The sequence below is a fragment of the Afipia dichlorophenoxyacetatis genome, from assembly GCF_055386385.1.
Map to the genome: position 1 here is coordinate 5272451 of NZ_AP029250.1, position 25220 is coordinate 5297670.

26 protein-coding genes are annotated in these 25220 nt (G+C 58.4%); 7 read left to right on the top strand and 19 right to left on the bottom strand.

Annotated features, from left to right (window positions below; translation table 11 throughout):
- Positions 1-172 precede the first annotated feature (172 nt).
- From serA to ACZ5C3_RS24730, 10 genes are all read right to left on the bottom strand, one after another.
- Positions 173-1762: a phosphoglycerate dehydrogenase gene (serA, locus tag ACZ5C3_RS24685; protein ID WP_464044342.1), complete on the bottom strand. Its 1590-nt coding sequence runs from the start codon at positions 1760-1762 to the stop codon at positions 173-175.
- A gap of 36 nt (positions 1763-1798) precedes the next feature.
- Positions 1799-2116, bottom strand: coding sequence for an antibiotic biosynthesis monooxygenase (locus ACZ5C3_RS24690; protein ID WP_464033765.1), 318 nt, complete (start codon positions 2114-2116; stop codon positions 1799-1801).
- A gap of 27 nt (positions 2117-2143) precedes the next feature.
- Entirely contained in the window at positions 2144-3316 is a 1173-nt protein-coding gene (locus ACZ5C3_RS24695) for a phosphoserine transaminase (RefSeq protein ID WP_464044343.1), read from the bottom strand.
- 125 nt (positions 3317-3441) lie between these two features.
- A complete protein-coding gene (locus ACZ5C3_RS24700) occupies positions 3442-4023 on the bottom strand; it encodes a glutathione S-transferase family protein (protein ID WP_464033766.1) in 582 nt (193 codons plus the stop codon).
- A 92-nt stretch (positions 4024-4115) separates the two neighbouring features.
- Positions 4116-4940: an outer membrane protein gene (locus ACZ5C3_RS24705; protein ID WP_464033767.1), complete on the bottom strand. Its 825-nt coding sequence runs from the start codon at positions 4938-4940 to the stop codon at positions 4116-4118.
- Positions 4941-5081: 141 nt separating this feature from the next.
- Positions 5082-5924: an outer membrane protein gene (locus ACZ5C3_RS24710; protein ID WP_464033768.1), complete on the bottom strand. Its 843-nt coding sequence runs from the start codon at positions 5922-5924 to the stop codon at positions 5082-5084.
- A gap of 277 nt (positions 5925-6201) precedes the next feature.
- Positions 6202-7452, bottom strand: a complete 1251-nt coding sequence (locus ACZ5C3_RS24715; protein ID WP_464033769.1) for an MFS transporter — start codon at positions 7450-7452, stop codon at positions 6202-6204.
- Between the two features lie 100 nt (positions 7453-7552).
- Positions 7553-8899 (bottom strand): phosphoglucosamine mutase, encoded by a 1347-nt coding sequence (gene glmM / locus ACZ5C3_RS24720; protein WP_464033770.1) that lies wholly within the window; start codon positions 8897-8899, stop codon positions 7553-7555.
- Between the two features lie 208 nt (positions 8900-9107).
- Complete coding sequence (locus tag ACZ5C3_RS24725; protein ID WP_464033771.1) at positions 9108-9293, bottom strand: hypothetical protein; 186 nt, start codon at positions 9291-9293, stop codon at positions 9108-9110.
- A gap of 57 nt (positions 9294-9350) precedes the next feature.
- Positions 9351-9524: a hypothetical protein gene (locus ACZ5C3_RS24730; protein ID WP_464033772.1), complete on the bottom strand. Its 174-nt coding sequence runs from the start codon at positions 9522-9524 to the stop codon at positions 9351-9353.
- A gap of 94 nt (positions 9525-9618) precedes the next feature.
- Here ACZ5C3_RS24730 and ACZ5C3_RS24735 point away from each other — a divergent pair, with 94 nt between their 5' ends.
- Positions 9619-10788 carry an alpha-hydroxy acid oxidase gene (locus ACZ5C3_RS24735; RefSeq protein WP_464033773.1) on the top strand — a complete coding sequence of 390 codons (1170 nt, stop codon included), beginning with the start codon at positions 9619-9621 and terminating at the stop codon, positions 10786-10788.
- Between the two features lie 85 nt (positions 10789-10873).
- Here the strand turns inward: ACZ5C3_RS24735 and ACZ5C3_RS24740 are convergent, their stop codons facing one another.
- The 7 genes from ACZ5C3_RS24740 to ACZ5C3_RS24770 form a co-directional block, all read right to left on the bottom strand.
- Complete coding sequence (locus ACZ5C3_RS24740; protein ID WP_464033774.1) at positions 10874-11500, bottom strand: hypothetical protein; 627 nt, start codon at positions 11498-11500, stop codon at positions 10874-10876.
- 192 nt (positions 11501-11692) lie between these two features.
- Positions 11693-12526 (bottom strand): shikimate dehydrogenase, encoded by an 834-nt coding sequence (locus ACZ5C3_RS24745; RefSeq protein ID WP_464033775.1) that lies wholly within the window; start codon positions 12524-12526, stop codon positions 11693-11695.
- Between the two features lie 80 nt (positions 12527-12606).
- Positions 12607-13257 (bottom strand): YoaK family protein, encoded by a 651-nt coding sequence (locus tag ACZ5C3_RS24750; RefSeq protein ID WP_464033776.1) that lies wholly within the window; start codon positions 13255-13257, stop codon positions 12607-12609.
- A 159-nt stretch (positions 13258-13416) separates the two neighbouring features.
- Positions 13417-15465: an elongation factor G gene (locus ACZ5C3_RS24755; RefSeq protein WP_464033777.1), complete on the bottom strand. Its 2049-nt coding sequence runs from the start codon at positions 15463-15465 to the stop codon at positions 13417-13419.
- A gap of 301 nt (positions 15466-15766) precedes the next feature.
- Positions 15767-16255, bottom strand: coding sequence for a DUF992 domain-containing protein (locus ACZ5C3_RS24760; RefSeq protein ID WP_464033778.1), 489 nt, complete (start codon positions 16253-16255; stop codon positions 15767-15769).
- A 186-nt stretch (positions 16256-16441) separates the two neighbouring features.
- A complete protein-coding gene (locus ACZ5C3_RS24765; RefSeq protein WP_464033779.1) occupies positions 16442-16969 on the bottom strand; it encodes a DUF992 domain-containing protein in 528 nt (175 codons plus the stop codon).
- A gap of 142 nt (positions 16970-17111) precedes the next feature.
- Positions 17112-18314, bottom strand: coding sequence for a pyridoxal phosphate-dependent aminotransferase (locus ACZ5C3_RS24770; RefSeq protein ID WP_464033780.1), 1203 nt, complete (start codon positions 18312-18314; stop codon positions 17112-17114).
- Between the two features lie 190 nt (positions 18315-18504).
- Here ACZ5C3_RS24770 and ACZ5C3_RS24775 point away from each other — a divergent pair, with 190 nt between their 5' ends.
- The 4 genes from ACZ5C3_RS24775 (at position 18505) to ACZ5C3_RS24790 (ending at position 21295) form a co-directional block, all read left to right on the top strand.
- Positions 18505-19761, top strand: coding sequence for a glycosyltransferase family 87 protein (locus ACZ5C3_RS24775; RefSeq protein WP_464033781.1), 1257 nt, complete (start codon positions 18505-18507; stop codon positions 19759-19761).
- 166 nt (positions 19762-19927) lie between these two features.
- A complete protein-coding gene (locus ACZ5C3_RS24780; protein WP_464033782.1) occupies positions 19928-20599 on the top strand; it encodes a glutathione S-transferase family protein in 672 nt (223 codons plus the stop codon).
- A gap of 167 nt (positions 20600-20766) precedes the next feature.
- The gene (locus ACZ5C3_RS24785) at positions 20767-20946 is read left to right on the top strand and encodes a hypothetical protein (protein WP_464033783.1); all 180 of its coding nucleotides are present in this window, start codon (positions 20767-20769) and stop codon (positions 20944-20946) included.
- A 175-nt stretch (positions 20947-21121) separates the two neighbouring features.
- Positions 21122-21295, top strand: a complete 174-nt coding sequence (locus ACZ5C3_RS24790) for a hypothetical protein (RefSeq protein ID WP_464033784.1) — start codon at positions 21122-21124, stop codon at positions 21293-21295.
- 10 nt (positions 21296-21305) lie between these two features.
- Here ACZ5C3_RS24790 and ACZ5C3_RS24795 read toward each other — a convergent pair whose 3' ends face one another.
- Both ACZ5C3_RS24795 and ACZ5C3_RS24800 read right to left on the bottom strand, forming a co-directional pair.
- On the bottom strand, positions 21306-22622 hold the full coding sequence (locus ACZ5C3_RS24795; RefSeq protein ID WP_464033785.1) for an MFS family transporter: 1317 nt from the start codon (positions 22620-22622) through the stop codon (positions 21306-21308).
- 34 nt (positions 22623-22656) lie between these two features.
- Complete coding sequence (locus tag ACZ5C3_RS24800; protein ID WP_464033786.1) at positions 22657-23013, bottom strand: DMT family protein; 357 nt, start codon at positions 23011-23013, stop codon at positions 22657-22659.
- Between the two features lie 394 nt (positions 23014-23407).
- Between ACZ5C3_RS24800 and olsA the strand changes: the two genes are divergently transcribed.
- Entirely contained in the window at positions 23408-24250 is an 843-nt protein-coding gene (olsA, locus tag ACZ5C3_RS24805) for a lyso-ornithine lipid O-acyltransferase (protein ID WP_464033787.1), read from the top strand.
- Between the two features lie 11 nt (positions 24251-24261).
- Complete coding sequence (locus tag ACZ5C3_RS24810; protein WP_464033788.1) at positions 24262-25203, top strand: aldo/keto reductase; 942 nt, start codon at positions 24262-24264, stop codon at positions 25201-25203.
- The last annotated feature ends 17 nt before the right edge of the window (positions 25204-25220 follow it).

Sequence of the window (25220 nt, forward strand, 5' to 3'; positions counted from 1 at the left end):
AAATAACCAGATTGTCTTTAGGTTTTGTTACCCAAGACTCGCATGAGCTTTTTTGATCGCCCATAGAAAAGCACAGGCCGGAGCTTTGCCCCGGCCTGTGTTAGTTCATTAGGAACTCGGACACGCAAGACGATCAGCAGACCGTCCGCACCGCGATCAGAAGGTCAGGGCCTTAAAAAGTCAGAGCCTTGGCCTGCTTCACCTGCGGGAGGGTCGCGACCTTGGCCAGAACATCTGCCGGCACAATTCCGTCAACCTCAACCAGCGCAATCGCGTCGCCACCCGGCTTGTTGCGGCCAAGGTGGAACGTCGCGATGTTGAGCTTGGCATCTCCCAACAGCGACGCGAACTTGCCAATAAAGCCCGGCTTGTCCTCGTTGGTGACGTAGATCATCGACTTGCCGAACTCGGCATCCATCCGGATGCCCTTGATATCGACCAAGCGAGGCGCGCCGTCCGCATAGACTGTGCCCGACACCGAACGCTCCTGCCGTTCAGTGGTAACCGTCACTGTGATCAGGCTTTCATAATCGCTCTGGGCGGCACGGGTCACCTCATCGACGACCATGCCGCGTTCCTTGGCGACGACGGGCGCAGACACAACGTTGACATCCCCCAGCATCGGCCGGAGCAGACCGGTCAACGCAGCCGACGTCAGCGCCTTGATCTTCATCTCGGCAACATGCCCCTCGTAAGTGATCTGCACTTTCGCGATGCCGGTTTCGGTCAATTGGCCAGCGAACGAACCAAGCTTCTCAGCAAGCTCGATGAAGGGCTTCAGCTTCGGAGCTTCTTCGGCCGTAATGGAGGGGAAGTTCACGGCATTGGAGATCGCGCCGGTCAACAGATAGTCCGACATCTGTTCGGCAACCTGAAGCGCCACATTCTCCTGTGCTTCCGTAGTGGAAGCACCAAGATGCGGCGTGCAGATGACGTTGGCACGGCCGAACAGCACGTTGGTTTTGGCGGGTTCTTCAACGAACACGTCGAAGGCGGCACCCGCAACATGGCCGGAATCGAGCGCTGCCGCGAGTGCAGTTTCATCCACCAGTCCGCCACGCGCACAATTGATGATGCGAACGCCCTTCTTCATCTTTGCAATCGCATTGGCATCAATGATGTTCTTGGTCTTGTCGGTCAGCGGCGTGTGCAGCGTGATGAAATCGGCTCGTTTGAACAGATCTTCAAGCTCGACCTTCTCGACACCGATGTCCTTGGCACGCTCCGGCGACAGGAACGGATCGAATGCGATCACCTTCATCCTCAGGCCCAGCGCACGGTCGGCGACAATGGCGCCGATGTTGCCGCAACCAATCACGCCCAGCGTCTTCGCCGTGATCTCGACGCCCATGAAGCGGTTCTTCTCCCACTTGCCGGCCTGGGTGGAAGCATCGGCCTGAGGAATTTCACGAGCAAGCGCGAGCATCAGCGTGACGGCATGCTCAGCCGTGGTGATCGAATTGCCGAACGGCGTGTTCATCACGATGACGCCCTTGGCCGTTGCCGCAGGAATCTCGACGTTGTCGACGCCGATACCGGCGCGGCCGATGACCTTCAGCCTGGTCGCCTTTTCAAGAATCTTCGCGGTGGCCTTGGTGGCGGAGCGGATGGCGAGGCCGTCATAGTTGCCGATAATTTCGGCGAGCTTGTCTTTGTCCTTGCCGAGATCCGGCTGGAAATCGACCTCGACGCCACGGTCCTTGAAGATCTGGACCGCGGCTGGCGACAACGCGTCGGAAATGAGAACCTTGGGTTTCGTCATGGAAGACTCCAATGAAAGACGATGAATGGCTGCGTATCAGTTCTGGCGCGCTTCAATGATCTCATAGTGCTGCGAGACTGCATCGAAGCGTGAGAGCACGGCACGTGCCTTGGCCGGCACAACGCCTTCTTCGTAATTGGGACCTGCGAACGCGATCACGGCATCGAGCGAGTCGAAATTCATGATGGTGATGAACTCGACCTCGTCGCCGTCATCGCGGCGCAACAGCTGAATGTCGCTGAAGCCCACGATCTTTCGCGCCAGGATGCCGGGAAAAATTTCCGTCCGCAGCAGACGCTCGTAAGCATCTGCATTTGCGGGCGTGGTCCAGCCATGCCAGATGCGTGCGATCATGAATGCCTCCGCGTAACGCGGCCGACGTTATGCTGCCTTGGCGAGTGAGGCTTTGGTCTCGGCGAAAGCCCAGTCGAGCCACTGCGTCAACACAGCGACGTCACTGGCTTCCACAGTCGCGCCGCACCAGATGCGCAGACCCGGAGGCGCATCACGATACGCACCGAGGTCGTAACCGCCGCCTTCCTTTTCGACAGCAGCGACGAGCTTCTTTGCGAAATCCGCCTGAGCGTCGGCCGGCAGCGACGTAATCGCCGGATCGACCACCTTCATGCACACCGACGTATTGGAACGGATTGCAGGGTCCTTGGCCAGGAAATCCACCCATGACGTTTTCGCCTGCCAATCAGCGAGCACCTTGGTGTTCGCGTCGGCGCGTGCGATCAACGCCTTAAGACCACCGACGGACTTCGCCCAGTTGAGCGCATCCAGATAATCTTCGACGCAGAGCATCGACGGTGTGTTGATGGTCTCGCCCTCGAAGATTCCGGCGTTGAGCTTACCGCCCTTCGTCATGCGGAAGATTTTCGGCAGCGGCCACGGCGGCACATAGCTTTCCAGCCGGGCGACGGCGCGCGGCGAGAGAATGAGCATGCCGTGTGCGGCTTCACCACCCAGCGCCTTCTGCCAGGAGAAGGTGACGACATCGAGCTTCGGCCAATCGAGCGGCTGCGCGAATGCGGCCGAGGTGGCGTCACAAATGGTCAGGCCTTCGCGATCAGCGCGAATCCAGTTTGCATTCGGCACGCGCACACCGGACGTGGTGCCGTTCCAGGTGAACACAATGTCGGAGTTTGGATCAGCCTTGCTGAGGTCCGGGATTTCGCCATAGCCCGCATTGAGCTTGACGACGTCCTTCAGCTTCAATTCCTTGACGATGTCGCTGACCCAGCCCTCGCCGAAAGATTCCCAGGCAATGGTGGTGACAGGACGCGGCCCGAGCAGCGACCACAGCGCCATCTCGACGGCGCCAGTGTCAGATGCAGGAACAATACCGATCTTGTAGTCGGCGGGAACTTCAAGCACTTCGCGCGTCAGATCGATCGCGAGCTTGAGCTTAGCCTTGCCGACTTTCGCGCGATGCGACCGTCCAAGGGCTGCGTCTTTGAGATTTTGCGGGTTCCAGCCTGGGCGCTTGGCGCAGGGACCGGACGAAAAATGCGGCACATTCGGCCGCGAAGCGGGCTTCGCTGCAGTCATAATCTACCCTTCCAGATAGCTGCCTCTCGGTGGGGAGAGGTTTCCCGCCGTCGTGGATAGGGAAGGAACGGAATTTCGTCAAGGAACTTCGCGCATGCCGGATCACAAGTCTGGCATGCGGCGTCTCATTTCAGTCCGAGCGTGTACTCAGCCTCGCCAATCCAGCGTCTGACAGACGCGTAGCCATCGAGGTGAAAACCGCCTTCGTGGGCGGCGCGCGTGTAGGCCAACAGCGATACATCAGCAAGCGAGAACGGGTCGCCGATCAGAAATCGCGTTTTGTGAAGCTGATGTTCCATCAAGGCCAACGCCGCATAGCCTCGCTTCACCTTCTCCGGATCGAGATCACCGAGCGACTTGCCGAGGTATACCATCTGGGCGCGGCAAACCGCGATGTAGGGCTCGTGACTGTACTGCTCCCAGAACAACCACTCGTCCATCTTGGCCGCAGCATAACTGTCTGCGGGAATAAGACCGCTGCCGCGCGCAAGGTATCGGATGATGGCATTGGATTGAGCAAGCGAACGCCCATCGTCGAGCTCAATCACCGGCACCTGTCCTGCGCCATTGCGCTTGAGAAACTCCTGCGTCCGGCTCTCATTCTTCATGGTGTCGATGTCGACCCACGTATACGGCAAGGCCAGATAGTCGCTGACCCACTTTACCTTCAGGCAATTGCCGGAATTCAAATCACCATAGATTTTCATGACGGCCTCCCTGTCGAGACCATAACCCAACAGGCAAAACGGCCCCTGTCAACGACAGAGGCCGCAAAAGAGTATCCCGGATTCGACGTTCGTCAGAATCTATAGCCGAGGCCGCCACGCACCGTGTTGATGTTGGTGTCGATCGGGCCGCTGAAGCGAACGTATTCCCACTCCGCGCGCGCGAACAGGCCACCATACAACATGACCTCAGTGCCGAGTCCGAAGTTGTAACCCACCATCAGCCGGCCATGCTTGTTGTCGGCGTCGCTGTACGTGACATTGAAATTGCCGACCGTCGGTGTCCCGGTGCCGACATAGGTACCGGCGCTCGTGACAACGCTTGACCTGTTGGTGTCAGCGAGTCCGAGCGCGACGCCGCCGAAGGCATAAGGCAAAAAGCCATTCCACGCATAGCCCACACGACCGCGCAAGGTGAGGACATCGGTGAAATTGATTGAGGCTGCCGATGTTGCATTCGCAGTGTAACGAACGTCGTCGGACGTGATTTGGCGAGCCATATTACCGGAGGCGCTGGCACCAAAATTGCCATGCATGTAGCTTGAGTCGATGCCGAGAACGATATCATCCCATTGCCAGTTGTAGCCGCCGAAGGCACCAAAGGCGCTGCTCTGGTGGGAAACCTTGCCGCCGATCACCGGCCAGCTGGAAACACCCAGGACTTGTTCAGTCGTAGTCAGCGCGAGCTGCTGCGCTAGCATGTCTTTAGTCGCGCCATTGAAATTGTGATCAGACGAACCGTAAGCGCCCTGAGCACCGACGTAGAAGCCATCCCACCTGGCGTATGTTCGCGGACCATCAATCAGGCTTCCGCGCAAGATTGGGAGGTCGGGCATATCCGCAGCCTGTGCACTCTGCACCACTCCGGCCAACATCATCGCCACCGCGAACCGACGCATCACAGGACTCCGTCACTAATACTTAACTGTGTTTGATGATGCCGTGTTAACCCTAATCATTCGTTATCGCGTCACGCATTCCGCAAAAGAAAACGGCGCGGAAATCCGCGCCGTTGAAAAACTCGTGTCGATGATACGCGATCAACCCTTACGGATCAGCGGCAGTGCCGGCGGCGCATACACGGGAGCCGGATCGAGATTCCAACGCACGCCAAATCTCAGATCGTGCGAGGTAATATCTTTAAAGTGCATCGGGTTGTTGGTGAAGTTGTTGCCATCCTTGTCGATCAAGTCGCCGGTGAGGCCATCGCCAAGGTTCACATATCGGTAGGCCAATTCCAGCGTCATGTTCGGCGAAACTTTGTAGGCCATACCTGCGTGCAACGCCCAAGCGAGATTCCACTTGGATGCAGTAGCGCCAGAAGCCAAACCAGGCACCGTACCAAAAGCAGTGGTCCCATTGACGCCAACGTCCGTGAAATTGGAGATCGTGTTGCGCGCAGCGCCGACACCCGCACCGACGAACGGCGTCACGTTCCACCACGTGCCGAGATCAGCATAAACGTTGGCGAGAACAAGCCATTCCGACTTGCTGGCGGTGTATGTATCACTGCCGTGTTGAAGAACGCCGGTGTCTGAATAGCTCGTCAAGTCGAGGCCATGAAAGTTGGCGTTCCCACGGTATTCACCCGTGACGTCCGCGCGGAACCAGTTATTGAACTGATAACCGACACCAACTCCATAAATTCCAGCCGTATCAAATCCGGTGCGCTGGTCCAGCGAAAGAAGCCCAGCATAGTTCGCGTTGTCCAACCGCTTTACGCTCTGATTGCTGAAGCCGATATCGCCGCGCAAATACCAACCACCGAAGTCCTCGATCGGAGGAGGCGCATAGGCCGGCGGCGGAGCGATGGGCATATCGGCGGCGACGGCAGCCGTTGACATGACAGACGCCGCAGCAGCGGCAAGAAGATACTTACGCATTGATCGGTCCTTTCGTCCGGTGAGGCAGGACGACGCAAAAGGCCTCACTCACAAAACTCATGGACAGAAGATCGCATCAAATGTTTAAGCGGCACTTAACCCTAATTCTTAACCGTGAATTTTAATCGGGCTTAAGCCGCGCAGTTAACAACGCGCTAACGGACAGCCAGCACGTACCGCAATTGTTAAGAATTGAGATTGGAGCTTATAGCGAAGGAAAAAAGCGCACGGCCTGCTTCATCACGTAGGCCGTGCGCTTACAAATGCGACAGAAAGATCAGAGCTTGTTGCGCTTGACCTGCGGCAGGAACACCGCGAGCAAACCGATCGCCGGCAGGAACGCACAAATCTGATACACGAAGTCGATGCCTTTGAAGTCGGCCACTTCGCCTAGCACAGCAGCGCCGATACCACCGAAGCCGAACGTCATGCCGTAGAACAATCCGGAAATCATGCCGAGCCGATGCGGCATCAATTCTTGCGCATAGACAATCACAGCTGGCACCGCGGAGGACATGACGAATCCAACCAGCATGCTCAAGATCGCGCTTCCGAGCAGTCCAGCGTGAGGCAACGCCAACGTGAAGGGCAAAGAGCCGAGGATCGAAAACCAGATAACGTATTTGCGGCCGAACCGGTCACCCAGCGGACCGCCGAAGAACACACCGACCGTACATGCGCCGAGAAACAGGAACAGATAGATCTGTGCCGCCTGCGTCGTGACGGCGAATTTGTCCATCAGGTAGAATGTGTAGTAGCTGCCGATGCTCGCCATGTAGAACGTCTTGGAAAACAGCAGCACCATGAGCACCACGAGCGCAACCTTTGTGCGCAACGGTGATGGTCCGTCAGCATGATGCACCGCCTGCGACGCCTTTCGCTGCACGATGCGCGGCTTGTACCAGCGGCCGATGTAGATAAGGATCGCGATGGCAAGTGCAGCCGCCACCGAAAACAGCGCGATGGCTGGCTGGCCGAGCGGCACGATAATCGCGGCGGCAAGCACTGGTCCAATCGCCGTGCCGAGATTGCCTCCAACCTGGAATGTCGATTGTGCCATGCCGAAGCGTCCACCGGACGCCATGCGTGCAATGCGCGAAGCCTCGGGATGGAAAATCGCCGAACCTGTGCCGACGAGCGCGGCCGAAAACAAGATGACCCAATAATGATGTGCGAAGCCCAGCAGCAGAAGCCCTGCCAGCGTAAAGCACATGCCGAGCGCAAGCGAGAACGGCTTCGGATGCTTGTCGGTGTAGGCGCCCACAAACGGCTGCAGCAGCGACGACGTGAACATGAAGGCCAGCGTGATCAATCCGATCTGGCCAAAATCCAGCGCGTAGTTTTCCTTGAGGATGGGATAGACCGCCTGGATCAACGACTGCATCAGGTCATTGAGAAGATGCGACACCGCGATCGCGCCGATGATCGCAAAAGCCGGGCCAGCCGAGACAGGCTTCAGCGCATCTGCCCCGTCGACGACGACGGGGGCAACGAGGGTGTCCTCGGCAAGAATGACAGGCTTGTTCACGAAAAAGCTTCCCGGGCAGTCGAAATCGTATACCGCTCAAATACGAACTCGGCGGCACAGCCGCCAGTCGCAATTGACCATGGCAGCTTTGCCGGATTGATCAGGCTGCGGCCGCAAGCCCCAGGGCCGAGACGATCATGTCGACCGCTTCCTCGACGAGGTCACGGTTATCCCCCTCGCCCATCACGCGGATCACAGGCTCAGTGCCTGAGGAGCGCACGAGTAAGCGACCACCGCCATTCAGGCGCTTCTCGGCATCAAGAATCGCGGATTGGACCGCCGGGTTGTCGAGCGGCCTGCCTGTACGGTAGCGCACATTCTTGAGGATCTGCGGCAATGCCTCGAAGCGATGACACACTTCCGAGACCGGTCGGCCCAGTTTCTGAACCACCGAGAGCACCTGCAACGCCGCAACAAAGCCGTCGCCGGTCGTAGTGAAGTCCGACAGAATGATATGGCCCGACGGCTCGCCGCCGAGATTGTAGCCATCCTTCAACATGCGCTCGAGAACGTAGCGGTCACCGACCGGCGTGCGCAGCAACGAAAGTCCCTGCCCCTCGAGATATCGCTCAAGACCGAGGTTGGACATGACCGTCGCGACAATGCCCGGCTTGGCGAGGCGACCGTCGTCCTTCCAGCTCTGCGCAATGACGGCGAGCAACTGGTCTCCGTCCACCAGATGGCCGCGTTCATCGGTGATGATCACGCGATCCGCGTCGCCATCGAGCGCAATCCCGATATCGGCCCGCATTTCGCGGACTTTCCGCGACAGCGCCTCAGGCGCCGTGGATCCGCAGTCCTTGTTGATGTTGAAACCATCGGGCTCGACGCCGATGGAAACGACGTCGGCGCCCAATTCCCACAGCGCTTCAGGCACCACCCGGTACGCAGCGCCGTTGGCGCAATCCACCACCACGCGCAGTCCATCGAGGCTCAGAGTGCGCGGCAGTGTACGCTTGGCAAACTCGATATAGCGGTCATGGACACCGTCGATACGGCGGGCCCGGCCGAGGCTGGCGCTTTGAGCAAGCCGCTTATCGATGTTTTCATCCATCAGCTGCTCGATCTGATGCTCGACCTCGTCGGACAGCTTGAAGCCTTCCGGGCCGAACAACTTGATGCCGTTGTCGTCAAAGAGATTGTGCGAGGCGGAAATCATCACGCCCAAGTCAGCCCTCATCGATTTTGTCAGCATAGCGACGGCCGGCGTGGGCATCGGGCCAAGCAGCAACACATCCATCCCGACCGAGGTGAAGCCGGCGACCATAGCATTTTCGATCATATAGCCCGACAGGCGGGTATCCTTGCCAATCACCACGCGATGGCGATGCTCACCGCGCTGAAATACCAACCCTGCTGCCTGGCCGACCTTCAGAGCCAGTTCAGGTGTGATCAAACTATTGGCGCGGCCACGAATGCCGTCGGTGCCGAAATACTTGCGAGCCATTGTGTCCCCTGCTTCGCCGAGGCCCTAAAACACGTCAATGTCCTGGCGAGCGCCCCTAATCTAGCGCGGAGTTCAGTATAAAACCTCCCGCGGGCGAATTTCTTCAAAAAATATAATGAATCATTACCGCCGTCGCCTAGCCTGATCGGACTTAATACATTGATTTCAAATAATTTTTTCGTAAAATCCCCACATTTAATACTGTGGACTAGTCTTTCCGTTTGACGTGCTGGTCGTGCTTCGACGGAGGCGGCTGGGTCACATTCACCGGGTCCGAAGCTGGAAATGACTCCTCCAGCCCCTTGTTCAGGGCTTCGTCCAGTTTTTCCTTATGACCCTTAGAGACCTTGTCCTTGGTCTGATCGTCCCTGGCCTTGGTATCGGCGTCAGCCATTGTGCTCTCCTGCATGGGTTGCAGGACAACGTTCAATACGGACTAGCGTTCCGGCGTTTAGCCCTTGCGCTTGGGGTCTTCTTCCTGTTTTGAAGGAGAGGGCTGGGTCACGCTGACGGGATCGGAGGCGGGAAATGTCTCTTCCAGACCTTCGTCCAGAGCCTCGTCCAACCTGCGCTTCTCGGCATCCGCCTTTTTGCCAGCTTCTGGACCATGGTCGTGATCGGCCATGACATCCTCCATCCAACAGCGATTGTTTGCGTGCATCTCAACCATGATAGATGATTGCGGCAACGAAGAACGCAATGACTGAGGAAGCGTCTCTATGAAGAATATCACCTGCATCGAGGATCTGCGGCAAATCCACAAGCGCCGCGTGCCGAAGGCGTTCTTCGACTATGCTGACCGGGGCTCCTATGCCGAAGAAACCCTTCGCGCCAACCGCTCCGACATGGAAAAGATCAAGTTTCGTCAGCGCATTCTGGTCGATGTCTCGTCCCGCTCGATGAACACCACCATTCTCGGCGAACCTGCTGCCCTGCCGCTGATCCTCGCACCAATTGGCCTGACCGGGATGCAGCATAGCGATGGCGAAATCCATGCCTGCCGTGCAGCACACGCAGCGGGTATCCCCTACACGTTGTCGACGATGTCGATTTGTTCGATCGAGGACGTCGCCGCGAATGTCGACAAGCCATTCTGGTTTCAGCTCTACGTCATGAAAGACCGCGGCTTCGTGAAGGCATTGATCGAACGCGCGATCGCCGCCAAGTGCAGTGCGCTCGTCCTGACGGTCGATCTTCAGGTGATCGGCCAGCGCCACGCCGATATCCATAATGGCATGACCGTGCCGCCGCAGTGGACGCTCAGCAAATTCATAGACTTTGCTTCCAAGCCTTCGTGGGTCTCCGGCGTGCTGCGCGGTAAGCGCCGCACCTTCGGAAATCTCGTAGACGCGATGAAAGGCAGCAACGTCAATCAGCTCTCTGTGTGGATCGCATCGCAATTCGACCAGTCGCTGAACTGGAAGGACGTTGAGTGGATTCGCAGCATCTGGCCCGGCAAACTGATCATCAAGGGCATTCTCGATGTCGCCGACGCCAAGGAAGCCGTGAAGACCGGCGCGCAGGCAATGGTGGTTTCAAATCACGGCGGCCGTCAGCTTGACGGCGCGCCATCGTCCATCTCGGTGCTGCCCGACATTGTTCAGGAGGTCGGAGGACAGACGGAAATCTTGTTCGATGGCGGCATTCGTTCCGGTCAGGACGTGATGCGTGCGCTGGCGCTCGGCGCGAAGTCCTGCATGATCGGCCGCGCTTATGTTCATGGCCTCGGCGCTGGCGGTCAGGACGGCGTGGCTACAGCCATCGACGTGATCAGCAAGGAGTTGAGCACGACGATGGGTCTGTGCGGTATCAACCGTATTGAAGACATCGACCGTCGCGTTCTGACTGATTACCTGAACACGAACGCCATCAGCAGCCCACGCAGCTGAGAGCGAGTTCAGTCTCGAGCAAAATCCCGCCGCGTTTATCCGCGGCGGGATTTTTCGTTTTTGTCCAGGAAATGACGCTGTGCGCTTACATGGGCGGCGCGACGCCATCGCGGCCAACGCTGAGGCGTGCAACTTCGAGCGATCCGTCAGGCTTTTTAGTTGCGATTGCAAACACCGGAGTCCCCGGCTTGATGTCAGCGCGTGTCGCCGGAACGTAAGTAACCACCTGCGTTTCCGGCGTGATCGTCACTTTCTTCTCGCCATCCTTGTATTTCACAGTGAGCGTATGCCCGTCATTGCCGGCCACTGTTCTGCTGTCGACAGCGCCGTTGGTCATGCTGCTATTGGGCTTCAGATCCCATGGCCGCGAACCTTCGCCCGTGCCGCGCATGTCCTCCGGAAACACGTGGACTTCGACGGCCTTCTGAGTGCCATCGGAGTCGGGCACCGTGGTGACACCGATATAAGAGCCGACCTTGACGTCGGAGAGAGCCATCTTGGCAACACCGGCGATACGCGCGCTTGCCGGCATTTGCACCGAGACCTCAGTGCCTTCACGCGATTTAATGTGAAGCGTTTCCCCATCCAAGCTCTCGATCGTGCCGCGAACCCGCGTCGTGGGCGCTTGCTGGGCAATTGCATAGACAGACGACGATAGAACGAGCGCAGAAACTGCAATGGCTCGGAACGAAACAAGACGGTTGAACGGCATGATTTGATCTCCAAGGAACCCCAACTCTATCTACGCTTTACGAGCGACATTATTTCGCCCTTCACGCATGTGTGACTGAATATGATTCTAGTGTCCCGAATCCAAAGTTCGCTACGAAGCGCGCCGCATGGTGAGGCGAACTTCGGAATCGGGACACCAGTCCGCGTGAAGAAAACGCGTCAAAACAAAGATCTATTGCCGAACTAGGTCAGCTTCGACAAGCGCACGCAATTCCGGCGTGACTTGTGGGCGCTTGCCGAACCAAAGCTCGAAGCCACGCACGGCCTGATGGAGCAGCATGCCAAGGCCATCTGCGGTCTTGAGGCCGCTCGCGCGTGCAGCGACCAGCAATTCGGTCTCAAGGGGAACGTAAACCAGATCCGCGACGGTCGCGCTCGCGGGAAGCAATGCGATGTCCACGTCGAGCGCCGGCTGTCCCTTCATGCCAAGAGAGGTCGTGTTCACCAGCAGCCCCGCGCGCGACAGTACACTATCAATCTGCTCCCAAGCCAACGGATGAACAGAGGAGCCAAATTGGCTTGCGAGAGCATCCGCACGTGACGCCGTGCGATTGGCAAGGTGCACGCGCTTGATGCCGCGCTCGATCAATCCAAAGATCACAGCACGTGCCGATCCGCCTGCACCAAGCACCAGCACATCCTCCGCCGTATCCCAGCCCGGTGCACTGGCATCGAGATTACCGATAAAACCTTCCACGTCGGTATTGGTCGACCGCAACATCCCGCCGTCAAAATAGAGCGTGTTTGCGGCTCCCACGGCCTGCGCACGAGCATCGGGAGAAGATAATGCCAGTGCCTGCTCCTTATGCGGAATGGTCACGTTGGCACCGCGGTATCCACGAGCAGCAAGGTTTTTGATGAAATCGGCAAAAGCCGCCGGCTCAACCGCCTCGATGCGGTAGTCGCCATCGATTCCAAATGTCTTCAACCAAAATTTATGAATAAGCGGGGAACGCGAATGTGCGGCCGGCCATCCAATCAAGCACGCGGCAGGGGCAAGACTCATCAGCATAGGCTCCGTGGATGTCTGCTCAAATCACGCAATTGCTGATGCTGTCAATGCAGAGCATGACTATGCGGAAAGCATTAGACAGAATCTACTTCCTTGCGTGCCATGAGAGCCACTCCGGCACTCAGCGCGAACGCCACCAAGGCGCCAAACCAGATGGCATGCAGGTTGTAGGAGCGATAAGCAACGGCGCCAAGTACCGAACCGCTCACGAGTGACGACCACTGCAGCAGATTTGGCAACCAACCAAAGGGATCACCGCCGCGCAACGCCAATGCGATGAGCTGACCAACTTTGACAAGCGCCCCCGTAATATACGTCAAGCCAATGCCGCCGGCGCCACTCGTGAAAAAGGCCGCGTTTTCCAGGCCCATGGCAAACACGATGAGAACAACGGTCACCTGGGAATAGCCGAAGCTGAACGCGCCCGCTGCCAGCGCCAGCAGCACGCCTTCCGTCAACAGCACGCAGGTTTGCCGATGCGCTTTCAAACCAAGTACAATGAGATTGCCGACACCCGCACCAATAACGAACAGCGAAATCAGTCCCGCCGTTTCTGCTGCCTCGTGCCAGCGGCCTTCTTCGATGAAAACTCCGAGCCGCGTCGAGTTACCGCTCATGAAGGACACGAACAGTCCCCCAAGATGAATGAAGCCGATCGCGTCGACGAAACCCGCCAGACAACTCAAGATACAAGCCAGCACAATATTCCGACGTGAATCCAGCATTCCTGATCCTTCGCCCATTGTGTGCCATTCTGAACAATTCGGGCGAGTCGGGAAATCCCGATATCCAAATAGTCAGGCAAGACCTCGCTCAGCGTGGCCTCGCGATTCACAAAGAAAAACCCGCTCGCGCGGGTTTCTCTGTATGCCTCGAAAGGCTTCTTATGCCGCAGCGCGATTAGCCGCGATGATCTGGTCGGCTGCGCGGCCTATCACCTCCGCCATATGATCGAACTGACGGGTAAAACTGCCCGCTCCTGCTGTCGCCGAGCGCAACTCGACAATAAGGTCACCTATTTCGGCTTCAGGCATCATGGCCCGAACCACATCCCACCCTGGCCAGTCTTCCCGGGAATCAAAACCAAGGATCTGCCCTCGCCGCCCCGACAGAATTGAATTGATCCTCGCCGTGGCATCGGACGGACAGACGACTTCAACGATATGGATCGGCTCCAGCAGCACCGGCGCACACTGCGGCAATGCTTCGCTGATTCCGACGCGCGCAGCGGTGCGAAACGCCTGATCGGAGGAATCGACGCTATGATAGGAGCCGTCCACCAGCGTCACGTCGATATCAATGACCGGGAATCCCAGCGGCCCACGCGTCAAGCCGTCACCGACCCCCTCCTCGACGGCCCCGATATAATTTTTCGGGACCGCCCCGCCGACGATCTTCTCGTGAAACGCCGTGCCGCTGCCGCGCGGCAGAGGCTTCACCTCCAGAACCACATCGCCAAACTGGCCATGACCGCCGGATTGTTTCTTGTGCCGTCCACGCTGCGTGATGGTCTTGCGGATCGACTCCTGATAGCCGACCGGAGGCGCATGCTGTTTGATGGTCACACCGAAACGATCCTGCAGACGTTCGACTGCCACCCGCAGATGCATCTCGCCCTGCCCCCACAGCACCATCTGATGATTCAGCGGATTGTGCACGATGCTGAGAGACGGATCTTCCTCGTTCAGTTTGGCTAGCGCCTGACCTAGTTTAACATCATCCTTGCGCTCTTCTGCCGCGACCGCCGTGGCCAGCACCGGAGGATTGGGAGCAACGCTTAACAGCACCTCCGGCGCAGTCTTTGCCGTTGTCAGGGTCTCCCCTGTCTTGACGGGATCGAGCTTGCCGAGGGCGACGGTGTCACCGGCTGCTGCTGACGACCGTTTGGCGTCACTGCCGCCATTCGGCGTCGATATTCCGGAGATGCGCGAAACACCACCTCCAGAGGCTTGGATCGTGTCGCCATCGGCGATATGTCCACGCAGAATGCGTGCCAGTGACAGCTTGCCACCATGCTGCAGGTGGTTGGTTTTCATCACATAGGCCAGCGCGGTCTTGTCATCGGATATGCCAAGACGTTTTGCCGTCGCGGCGATGCCGGGCGCCTCATGACGGAGTGCCTTCAACAGCCGCAGAACACCGTTCTCGCGTGTTGCACAGCCAAGCAGCACCGGACATATCTGCCCTTCGCGAAGTTCAGAAGCTAAATCGTCAAATACCGCATCACGCGGCGGAGGAATATCTTCGAGAAGTTGTTCGAGCAGCCGGTCATCGTGATCGGCAAGCTTTTCCAGCATCGTCAGCCGCGCTTCCTTCTCGCGGTCGAGATCGCCGCCTTCGAGCCCGATGACCTCGGACGGCATATGCTCGCGGTACACGAAGGCGCGCTCCAGCGCGAGATCAACGAAACCCGCAATGATGTCGCCCTTCCAGATCGGAATTTGGCGCAGCACAAGCGGCGTGCGGGATGCCGGCTGCAATATCGCCAGAGTTTCGCGGATGCGCTTGCTCGCCTTGTCGATCTTGTTCAGAAACAGGAAACGAGGAACGCGAAGCTCTTCAAGTTCGCGTAGCACGATCTGCAGCTGCGGCAATTTGCGCTCGTCGGCTTCACAAACGACGACTGCGGCATCAACGGCGGGAAGCCCCGCGCGCATGTCGTGCATAAATTCCACCGACCCGGGACAATCGATGAACGTGTAGCTATCGCCCATGAAGGTCGTGGTTGCGGCCGTCAGGCCGGTGCTCATGCGGTGGCGGCGAGCTTCAGCCGATGCGTCACCGACAGTGGTACCCTGTTCCACTGTGCCTGATTTTTGGATTGCCGCTGTGCGTGAGAGGATCGCTTCAAGAAGGGTCGTTTTGCCACTTTGGAATGGGCCCACCAGCGCGATGCACCGGGGACCGCGGGGACTTCTCAGGTCTTGTCCCATTGCCGTCTCCTGTTTGGAGCTCGGCCCGCCTCGAACTACTTCCGGCGAAGTGGATTCCGGTTCGCCGGAAATGCCTTAACTTCAACTGTTGCGCGCATTCCACTCATACCGGTTCCCACTTTTGCAGAATGCGCTCATGCGGGTCGGCAAATGGATCGTCTCAGGGCCATGCGACGAAGGCAAGCGAGAAACATTCCGCTCCGCAACATGAATGACTCGGCAAAAATTCCAGTTTCTGAAATGATCAAACAAAAGGCCCGCCGTTTCCGGCGGGCCTCGCAAAAATATATCGGATGACGACTTACCGCCCGATGCGGCCAGGGCGCAATTCCATGCTCTGGACACCTCCGGCGACGCTGAGACCGGTCTGCCCCTGCACGCTCAACGGCTGAAGCGCGAAGGAATTTTGCGAACCGCCGATCATCGCGTTGGCTCCGAGACCAACACCGACCGCAGCGCTGGCCGCGACGCCGGCGTAGTTGCCCGACAAGTCGCCCATGCCAAGCTGGACGGTGGGTGCAAAGACGGCCCAGGACAATACGGTTTGCTCTGTAATGCCGAGATCGAGACCAAGCTTAGTGATCTGCGCTGTATAGAGATCGTCCGGACGGCCCTGAGCCCTGAACACGCAACCAAGATTGGTGACTGAACCGACGACCATCCCGATATTTGGACCGCCGCGGCATTCAAGCACACCGACCTGTGTGCGGCCCGACTGCGCGAAAGAAGAACCGATCGAAGCTGCGAGCACAACTGTAGCAAGACCCAGAAAGGATGAAAGGCGGCGCATGAGATGACCTCCGGCTGAATGGCGCGAACTGAACTTGCAATTAAAAGAGTTGAATCCGTCGCAAAACGAAAGACGGGGCATCTAGTCATACCGCACGGGATTGTTCAATCAACACCGCTCGGCATGCTTGAGAATCCAATAAAAAAAGGCCCGCTCGCGCGGGCCTTTTTCAATCCATCACTGCACTTAGTGGTGATGATGATGGCGGCGATGATGCCGGACATGACGCTGAGGCGCAATGCTAACCGGCTCGAGGTTGAGGCCGACGACGCCGCCGGTGACGTTCACGCCGGTCTGGCCCTGCAGGCTGAGAGGCTGCAGCGCGAAGGAGTTCGCCGAGCCGCCGATCAGCAGGTTGCCGCCGCCACCGACGCCGAACGAAACGTTACCGCCGACGCCACCGTAGCTTCCGGCGAGGTCGCCATGGCCAACACGCTGGGTCGGTGCGTGCACGGCCCAGGCGAGGCTGGTTTCAGCGGTGATGCCGAGGTCCACACCGAAGCGGGTCACATGCGCAAGATAAGGCTCTGGACGACGGCCGTTAGCGTTGAAGACGCACTCAAGGGTCGTTGCGGAAGCGACAACCATACCGACGTTCTGACCGCCGTGGCACTCGAGAACGCCGATCTGAACGCGTCCCTCCTGAGCCTGAGCGGAAGCGAAAGACGCGATAAGCGCCGCAACGGCGGCGCCAACTACTTTAGAAAGACGCATGGGATTTAAACTCCGGGTAGTGTTTTGGGTCGTGTTTTCATTGGACGGGCCGGACAGAAGGGAAGCGCCGTGTCCAAAACATGGCGCTTTCCCTCAATTTCTCTCGACCTGAGACTTTTTTTAGTCAGTGTTGCGGCGAAGCCTATCGCAGGTTTCCGCAAAACCGCTGGATGCGCTTGCAGGCCTCTTCAAGGTCCGACGTCTTTGTGGCGTAAGAGATTCGGAAGGCTGGGCCAAGCCCGAACGCGGAGCCTTGCACCACCGCAACGCCCTCTGTTTCGAGAAGTTCAGTCACGAAATCTTCATCGGTCGTGAGCTTCTTCCCGGACGGTGCGGTCTTGCCGATGGTGCCCGCGCAGGACGGGTAAACATAGAACGCACCTTCCGGCCGGGGGCAATCAATGCCGGTGGCCTGGTTCAGCATGGCCACCACGAGATCGCGGCGCTCCTTAAACACGGCGTTGTTGGCAGGAATGAACTCTTGCGGCCCGTTCAGCGCCTCGACCGCCGCCCATTGCGCAATCGAAGACGGATTCGACGTCGACTGCGACTGAATGGTCGCCATCGCAGAGATAAGCTGCTGCGGACCGCCGGCATAGCCAATGCGCCAGCCGGTCATGCAATAGGCCTTGGAGACACCGTTCACGGTCAGCGTGCGATCGAACAGTTTGGGCTCAATCTGCGCCGGGGTGGTGAAATCGAAGTCGTCGTAAACGAGGTGCTCATACATGTCGTCGGTCATGATCCAGACATGCGGATGCTTGACCAGCACGTCCGTCAGGGCCTTCAACTCGGCGCGCGTGTAGGCCGCTCCGGTCGGGTTGGACGGCGAATTCAGAATGATCCACTTGGTCTTCGGCGTAATGGCACGTTCCAGTGCGTCCGGCTGCAGCTTGAAACCGAATTCGGCCGTGCAGACGACCGGCACCGACTCGCCACCGGCAAGCGCAACCATCTCCGGATAGCTGACCCAATATGGTGCCGGGATAATGACCTCATCGCCCGGATTAATGGTCGCCATCAGGGCGTTATAAAGCACCTGCTTGCCACCGGTGCCGACGGTGATCTGGTTCGGCTTGTAGACCAGCCCGTTCTCCCGCTGGAACTTGGCAATAATCGCTTCCTTCAGCTCAGGGATACCGTCCACCGCGGTGTACTTGGTCTTGCCGGCCTCGATAGCATGGATAGCAGCGAGCTTGATGTTGGCGGGGGTGTCGAAATCGGGCTCTCCGGCACCGAGGCCAATGACGTTGCGGCCCGCGGCTTTGAGCTGCCGTGCTTTATCCGTGACCGCGATGGTCGCGGACGGCTTCACACGGTCGAGCGCAGCGGACAGAAACGGCATGGTTGTCTCCTGTTGGGGGGCGAAATAGTGCAATTTTGCGAGTCGTTTCGCATTGCGGGGCGCACACTAAGGGGAGCGCCGCTGCATCGCAAGAACCTTGATTTACAGCTTGGAAATCGCTGTCCCTGCTAAAGGAAGCCTTAAAAGCGAGGTTTTAGATTGGAGCAGGCTCCAAAATAGAATTGCGAGAATGGCTCTGTCCTGGCCTCTGCTGAAAACACAGCTAAAAACCGGCGAATGGCTGACCATCGAGCGGTTACGCAGCTACAGCCTGATCATGCTGGCACTATGCACAATTGCGTGTGTGGCATGGATTGCGCTGTCCCATGGAGTGATAGATCCCTCCGGCAGGCCTATCGGAACAGATTTCTCGAGCTTTTACGCGGCCGGCTCGCTGGTGCTCGATGGCCGTGCGGCTGACGTCTATGACATGGCCATCCACCATGCCCGGGAACAGCAGATTTTCGGCGCCGAGACGTCCTATTATGCTTGGTTCTATCCGCCGATCTTTCTCCTTATCGCGGCGCCGCTGGCTGTGTTGCCATATTCCATAGCACTCGCCGTCTGGCAGGGCAGTACATTGCTGCTCTACCTGTTCGTTATCGGCACCATCGTGCGCGTTGAGCGCAACCGCCACATCATGAGTGGCTATGGCTGGATTTTGATCGCGCTCGCCTTCCCCGCCGTGTTCGTCAATCTCGGACATGGCCAGAATGGGTTTCTCACATCCGCTCTTCTGGGCGGGGCACTGATCGCGATGCCGAGACATCAAGTCCTGTCGGGCATCTTGTTTGGTCTGCTTGCCTACAAGCCGCAATTTGCGCTGGTTATACCCATTGCTCTGCTCGCGGCATCCCAATGGCGCGTCGTGCTGTCCGCGAGTCTCACTGTCGTTCTGCTTGTCGGCATGACAACATTTCTCTTTGGCGTCGACGCGTGGCTCGGTTTCCTCACGTCTACCGAAATGTCCCGCACGATGTTGCTGGAACAGGGCGATGTCGGATTCGAAAAGCTTCAAAGCGTCTTCGCGGCAATCCGGCTCGTGGGCGGTAGCGTTTCGCTTGCATATACCTTGCAAACGACGATCTCGGTCTTAGTCGTCTGTACCGTGGCTTGGACATGGCGCCTGAAAATCGACGATGCGCAAAAGGCTACAATCCTTGCGATCGCGACGTTGTTGGCTTCGCCGCACGTCCTTGACTACGATCTCGTGACGCTTGGAGTGGCAATTGCCTTTTTTGTCCGGCACGGATTCGACCGTGGTTTCAGGAACTATGAAATCACATTGCTCGCAGCCGTCTGGATTGTGCCGCTGATCGCGCGAGCCGTCGCTGGAATGACGAGCGTCCCAGTAGGACTTATCGCAATGAGCGCATTTTACTTGATCACGTTGCGGCGAGCATTGAGCGAGGCGTCTCTATCGGCAGAGCCGGTCGCACAGGCGTGATAGTCGCGCGCGGTGTTCAGCAGTAGATTTTACTGCAAAATTGGTGCGGTGCGGCCGAATTCAACTATTTCCAGATGGCGGGGGTTGCAGCGGATCGCCGCGCACATCATTGTCTGCTTGGGATTGTCAGACTTGACAGATTCAGACTTGGGCAAGCGAACTCACGATGTACAAACTCTATTCGATGCAGCGTTCCGGCAACAGCTACAAGGTCCGCCTTGCGCTGGCATTGCTGAATGCGCCCTACAAGGCCATCGAGGTCGACATCTTGCGCGGTGAAAGCCGCACGCCGGAATTCCTGGCGAAAAATCCCAGCGGTCAGGTCCCTTTGCTGGAGGTCGCCGATCGCCGCTATCTGGCCGAATCCAACGCAATCCTGTGGTACGTCGCCGTTGGAACATCGCTGGCACCAGAAGACCGCATCGACCGCGCTGAAGCGTTGCAATGGATGTTCTTCGAGCAGCATGCGCTGGAGCCGAGCGTCGGCGCTGCCTATTTCTGGCTGGTGCTGGTGCGCGGCGGGCGCGATCTGCAGACACACGCCTTGGAAGACTGGATGGAGCGCGGATACGCGGCGTTGCGGGTGATGGAAAATCACCTCAAGCTCCACGACTATTTCGCGGCGGGCCACCTCACCGTCGCGGACATCGCCCTGTATGGCTACACCCACGTCGCCAACCAGTGTGACTTCGATCTGAGCGGCTATCCGTCGGTGCGTGCCTGGCTGAAGCGTGTGGAAGCAGAGCCCCGGTTCGTTTCCATGAACTGGAAACCGGCGGAAATTCCGGCACCAGGTACCGTACCCGGGACCGAAACCGACCTGACCGCCGAAGCGTGATCCTCAATCTGTGGAGGGATAGCGGGGATTCCGGGCAAAATGCCTCGTCTCGCCACTATTCGTCACATTTTTGCCACATCCGAGTAACTTCCGCCCCAATCCTGACAGCGGCTTCTGACACATTCCGACCAGTGGTGATTCGCCACTTTGATTAGGGATTTACGACCATGGCCCGGTCGCAGATTGCAGGATTTGGTTTCGGACTTCGTTCCGTACGTGTTGCATCGTCAAAATTGTCGAATGCCGTCGCGGCATCACTCGCGGTGGCCTCGCTGTCATTGTGCCTGATCGTCGCTGCTACCCTCCTGACGATCAAGGTCGCAACGGCCATGCCGATTGCAGGCTGACGCGCCGCGCTATTTCCCTGCGCACGACGATATCCGCGACCGCCCGGGGTTTTGATCCGGCTATGGGATCAGCCTCGCCAGCGCGATTTCACTGGCTTCACCTGCCCGAGCCAGAACGGTTCGGGCGGCTACCCAGTTTTACGAAGCCTGATCGCGCATGCGCGGAGACGTTAGGATGAAGGCGCCGCTCGTCATTGTCTCAGTATCACTAACGCTCGCAATCCTCGTGGTCGCGTTATTCCTGATCATGACGCAGACGCGGCGCCAGCCCAGCCAGATCGTGCCTTCAACAAGCCGTCTTAAGATCGAGAAGACGATAGACGCTCCGCGCGTCTCGTCGCTCCCGTGAGCCTATTCGCTCACTCAGTCCCGTCACCGCGCAGGTAACCATGGGTCCGCGAGTCCGGCATGATCATCGCGGCCATGAATGAAATCGCGCACAGTCCGGTGACGTACCAATAGAAGTTGGCTTCCGCTCCGGCGCTCTTGAACCACAGCGCGACATACTCAGCAGAACCACCGAAGATCGCATTGGCGATCGCGTAGGACAGTCCGACGCCCAATGCGCGCACTTCCGGCGGAAACATCTCGGATTTCACCAGGCCGCTGATCGAGGTGTAGAACGAAACGATCGCCAGCGCCGCGATAATCAGGAAATAGGCTGCATAAGGATTTGTGACGCCACCGATCGCATACATCAGTGGCACGGTGCACAACGTGGCAAGACCGCCAAACAGCAGCATCGATGTCTTGCGGCCCCATCTGTCCGCCAACGCGCCGAAGGGCGGCTGCATGATCATGTAGGTGAACAGCACTGCCGTCATCACCACATTCGCCGTACGGTCGTTCATGTGCGCGGTGTTGACGAGATATTTCTGCATGTAAGTGGTGAACGTATAGAAGATCAGCGAACCGCCGGCCGTGTAACCCAGCACGGTGAGAAACGCGCGGGAATGCTTACTGAAGATCTCGCTGAGCGAACCAGCTTCTTTGCGAGCACGCGTGCTGGCGGAAGACGTCTCGGTCAGTGATACCCGCAGGTAGAGCGCAATCAACGCACAGGCAGCGCCGACGAAAAATGGAATGCGCCAGCCCCACGCCCGCAGATCGGCATCCGTGATGGTCATCTGGATGATGAGAACCACCAGCGAGGCCAGCAACTGACCGCCGATCAGCGTTACATACTGAAATGATCCGAAGAAGCCCCGCTGCCCGGGCAGCGCGACTTCGCTCATATACGTCGCACTGGTGCCGTACTCTCCGCCGACCGACAAGCCCTGCACCATGCGGGCAAGAAGCAGCAAAACAGGCGCTGCGGTCCCGATGGCCGCGTAGGTCGGCAGTAGCGCAATGGCGAGCGAGCCGGCGCACATCATCAATATCGAGATCAGCATCGATGTCTTGCGGCCGTATTTATCAGCGATGAAACCGAACAGATAGCCGCCGATCGGCCGCATCAGGAAGCCGATAGCGAATACAGCCGCGGTCTGCAGAAGCTGCGTGGTCTGATTGCCCTTCGGAAAAAACGACGGCGCGAAATACAGCGCCGTAAAAGCGTAGGCGTAGAAATCGTACCATTCGACGAGATTGCCTGAGGAACTGCCGAAGATGGCCCAGATTCTTCGCCGGCGGTCCGCGCTATCGCCGACTACAGAAGTATTGGTCACCGTCGTCATCGTCTCAGTTCTCCGTTGGTATCTCCAGACCGCTCTATGACCATTTATGGAAGATAAAGAAAGCCCCCAAGGCGATGAAAGCAAAGCCGAGAGCGTGGTTCCACCCGAGCGGTTCTTTCAGGTACAGCACTGAAAATCCGGCGAAGACGAGCAGCGTGATGACTTCCTGAATGGTCTTCAGTTGCGCGGCTGAATAAACCGAACTGCCCCACCGATTGGCCGGCACGGCGAGCCAGTATTCGAAGAACGCGATTCCCCAGCTCACCATGATCACGAGCGGCAGGGAGAACGACTTGAACTTGAGGTGTCCGTACCAGGCGAAAGTCATGAAGATGTTTGACGCCAGCAACATGAGGATCGGCAGCGCGAACGGCGAAACGGCTGTGGGCATGGATAACCTTTCAGGAAAGCAGACAGGCAAGAGTTCTGAACCGTGGTCCGGCAGGCAGCAAGAGTGAACGGGGTCCTTGGAAGCTGGGCCAACGCAACGCGCCGCCCCAGTAACATAATAAAGATGTCACAGGTCTGTAATGCCCCCGGGTTAGCGTTCGTGTGCGTTCGGTCCGCTTCCCCCGTCGCGGATCATACGCTCAAGCGGTCCCCGGTCGCACATCCCCTCTTTGTGCCGCAAAACCGGCCGGGGCCGCATTTTTTTCAAGTTCTCTCGTGCGTACGCTGAAAACGGCTGCTGAGAGCAGCGGGTTTCCACTTTCTCAGCCTGCGCTCCACTCGGTATAACTCTCATCATCGCGAGCTCCGCCGCGACTCTGTTTAATGATCCATCCATGATCCGCACTGTTCCCGTCGTATTTCTCCTGATCGTCCTGTTTCTCGTTCTGTTGCCGTTTCAGGTTGCGGGCATTCTGCTCGGCAATCGCCTGCAGCGTGATGTACCTAACCTGTTTCATCGCATCGGTTGTGCGCTGATCGGCGTGCGCATCACGCAGGTGGGTGAACGCGCACCGAATGGTCCGCTGCTGATCCTGTCCAACCATGCATCGTGGCTGGACATCACGGTCCTCAGCGCCATCGCGCCTGTCGTGTTCGTCTCAAAGTCCGAGGTCGCAGATTGGCCGGTGTTCGGCTTGCTCGCGAAGCTCCAGCGCACTGTCTTCATTGAGCGCGACCGCCGCCATAAGACCGGGGAAGCGACCCGCACCATGGCTGACCGCCTTGTGGGCGGTGATGCTGTTGTGCTGTTTCCAGAGGGCACGTCCAGCGACGGCATCCGCATTCTGCCGTTTCGTTCGGCATTAATCGGCGCGGTGCATCACACCATCGGCGATGCCTCCGATCACGATCGCGTCATCGTACAGCCCGTCTCCATCGCTTATGTCAATTTCGGCGGCATCCCGGTCGGACGGGCCCTGCGTGACAAAGTGGCTTGGTACGGCGACGCCGACCTGGTGCCGCATCTGCTGAACGTGCTCGCCGCAGGTGCGGTGGACGTCACTGTCAGCTGGGGAGAACCGGTTGCTTACGGCATGAGCGCCGATCGCAAGAAGATCGCCCGCGACGCGGAGACGGCCGTCCGCCGGATGACCGCTCGTGCCTTGCGCTCTGCGCCGCAGCCAGTATCAATTCCAGAGGCGGCGCCTGCGTCGCTCCCTGCCCTAGAACAAACCTGACTGGAAAGATCATGGAAATAAGAAACCTCGGGGGCTCCGGCCTCCGTGTCTCGGCTGTTGGCATTGGTTGCAACAATTTCGGCCAGCGCACCGATCTGGAAACGTCCCGCAAGATCATTCACAAGGCCATCGACCTCGGCATTACCCTGTTTGACACAGCCGATATTTACGCCGGCCGCGGCGGATCGGAAACCGTCCTCGGACAGGTGCTCGGTGACCGACGCAAGGACATTGTGCTGGCGACGAAATACTCGAAAGAAATGGCGGACGACGGCACCAAGCAGGGCGCCTCGCGCCGCTACATCATGAATGCAGTTGAAGACAGCTTGCGCCGGCTGAAGACCGACTACATCGATCTTTATCAGCAGCATGATTTCGATCCGCTGACACCGATTGAGGAAACACTGCGGGCGCTCGAGGACCTGATCCGTCAGGGCAAGGTGCGCTACATCGGCTGCTCGAACTTCCCCGCATGGCGGATCGCCGAAGCGCAGTTCACCGCGCGCGGCATCAACACGCACGCCTTCGTGTCGTGCCAGGACGAATACAGCCTGATCGTCCGCGACATCGAAAAAGATCTGTTGCCGGCTGCGCAGGCTTACAATCTCGGCCTGCTGCCATTCTTCCCGCTCGCCAGCAGCCTTCTTGTCGGAAAATACAAGCGCGGCGAAGCCCCCTCCGCTGATTCCCGGTTTGGAAAGGTCGGTTATCTGCGCGACCGTTACATGACCGAAAAGAACTTCGACATCGTACACAAGCTGCAGGACTTCGCGAACGCGCGCGGCAAAACGATGATCGAGCTTGCCTTCTCGTGGCTCGCGGCGCGCCCGCAAGTCTCCAGCGTGATTGCCGGTGCCTCGCAGCCGGAGCAGGTTGAGCAGAACGCCAAGGCCATCAGCTGGAAGCTGACCGCTGAAGACATGGCCGAGATCGACACGATCACTCAGGGCTGACGATTCATCGACCATCG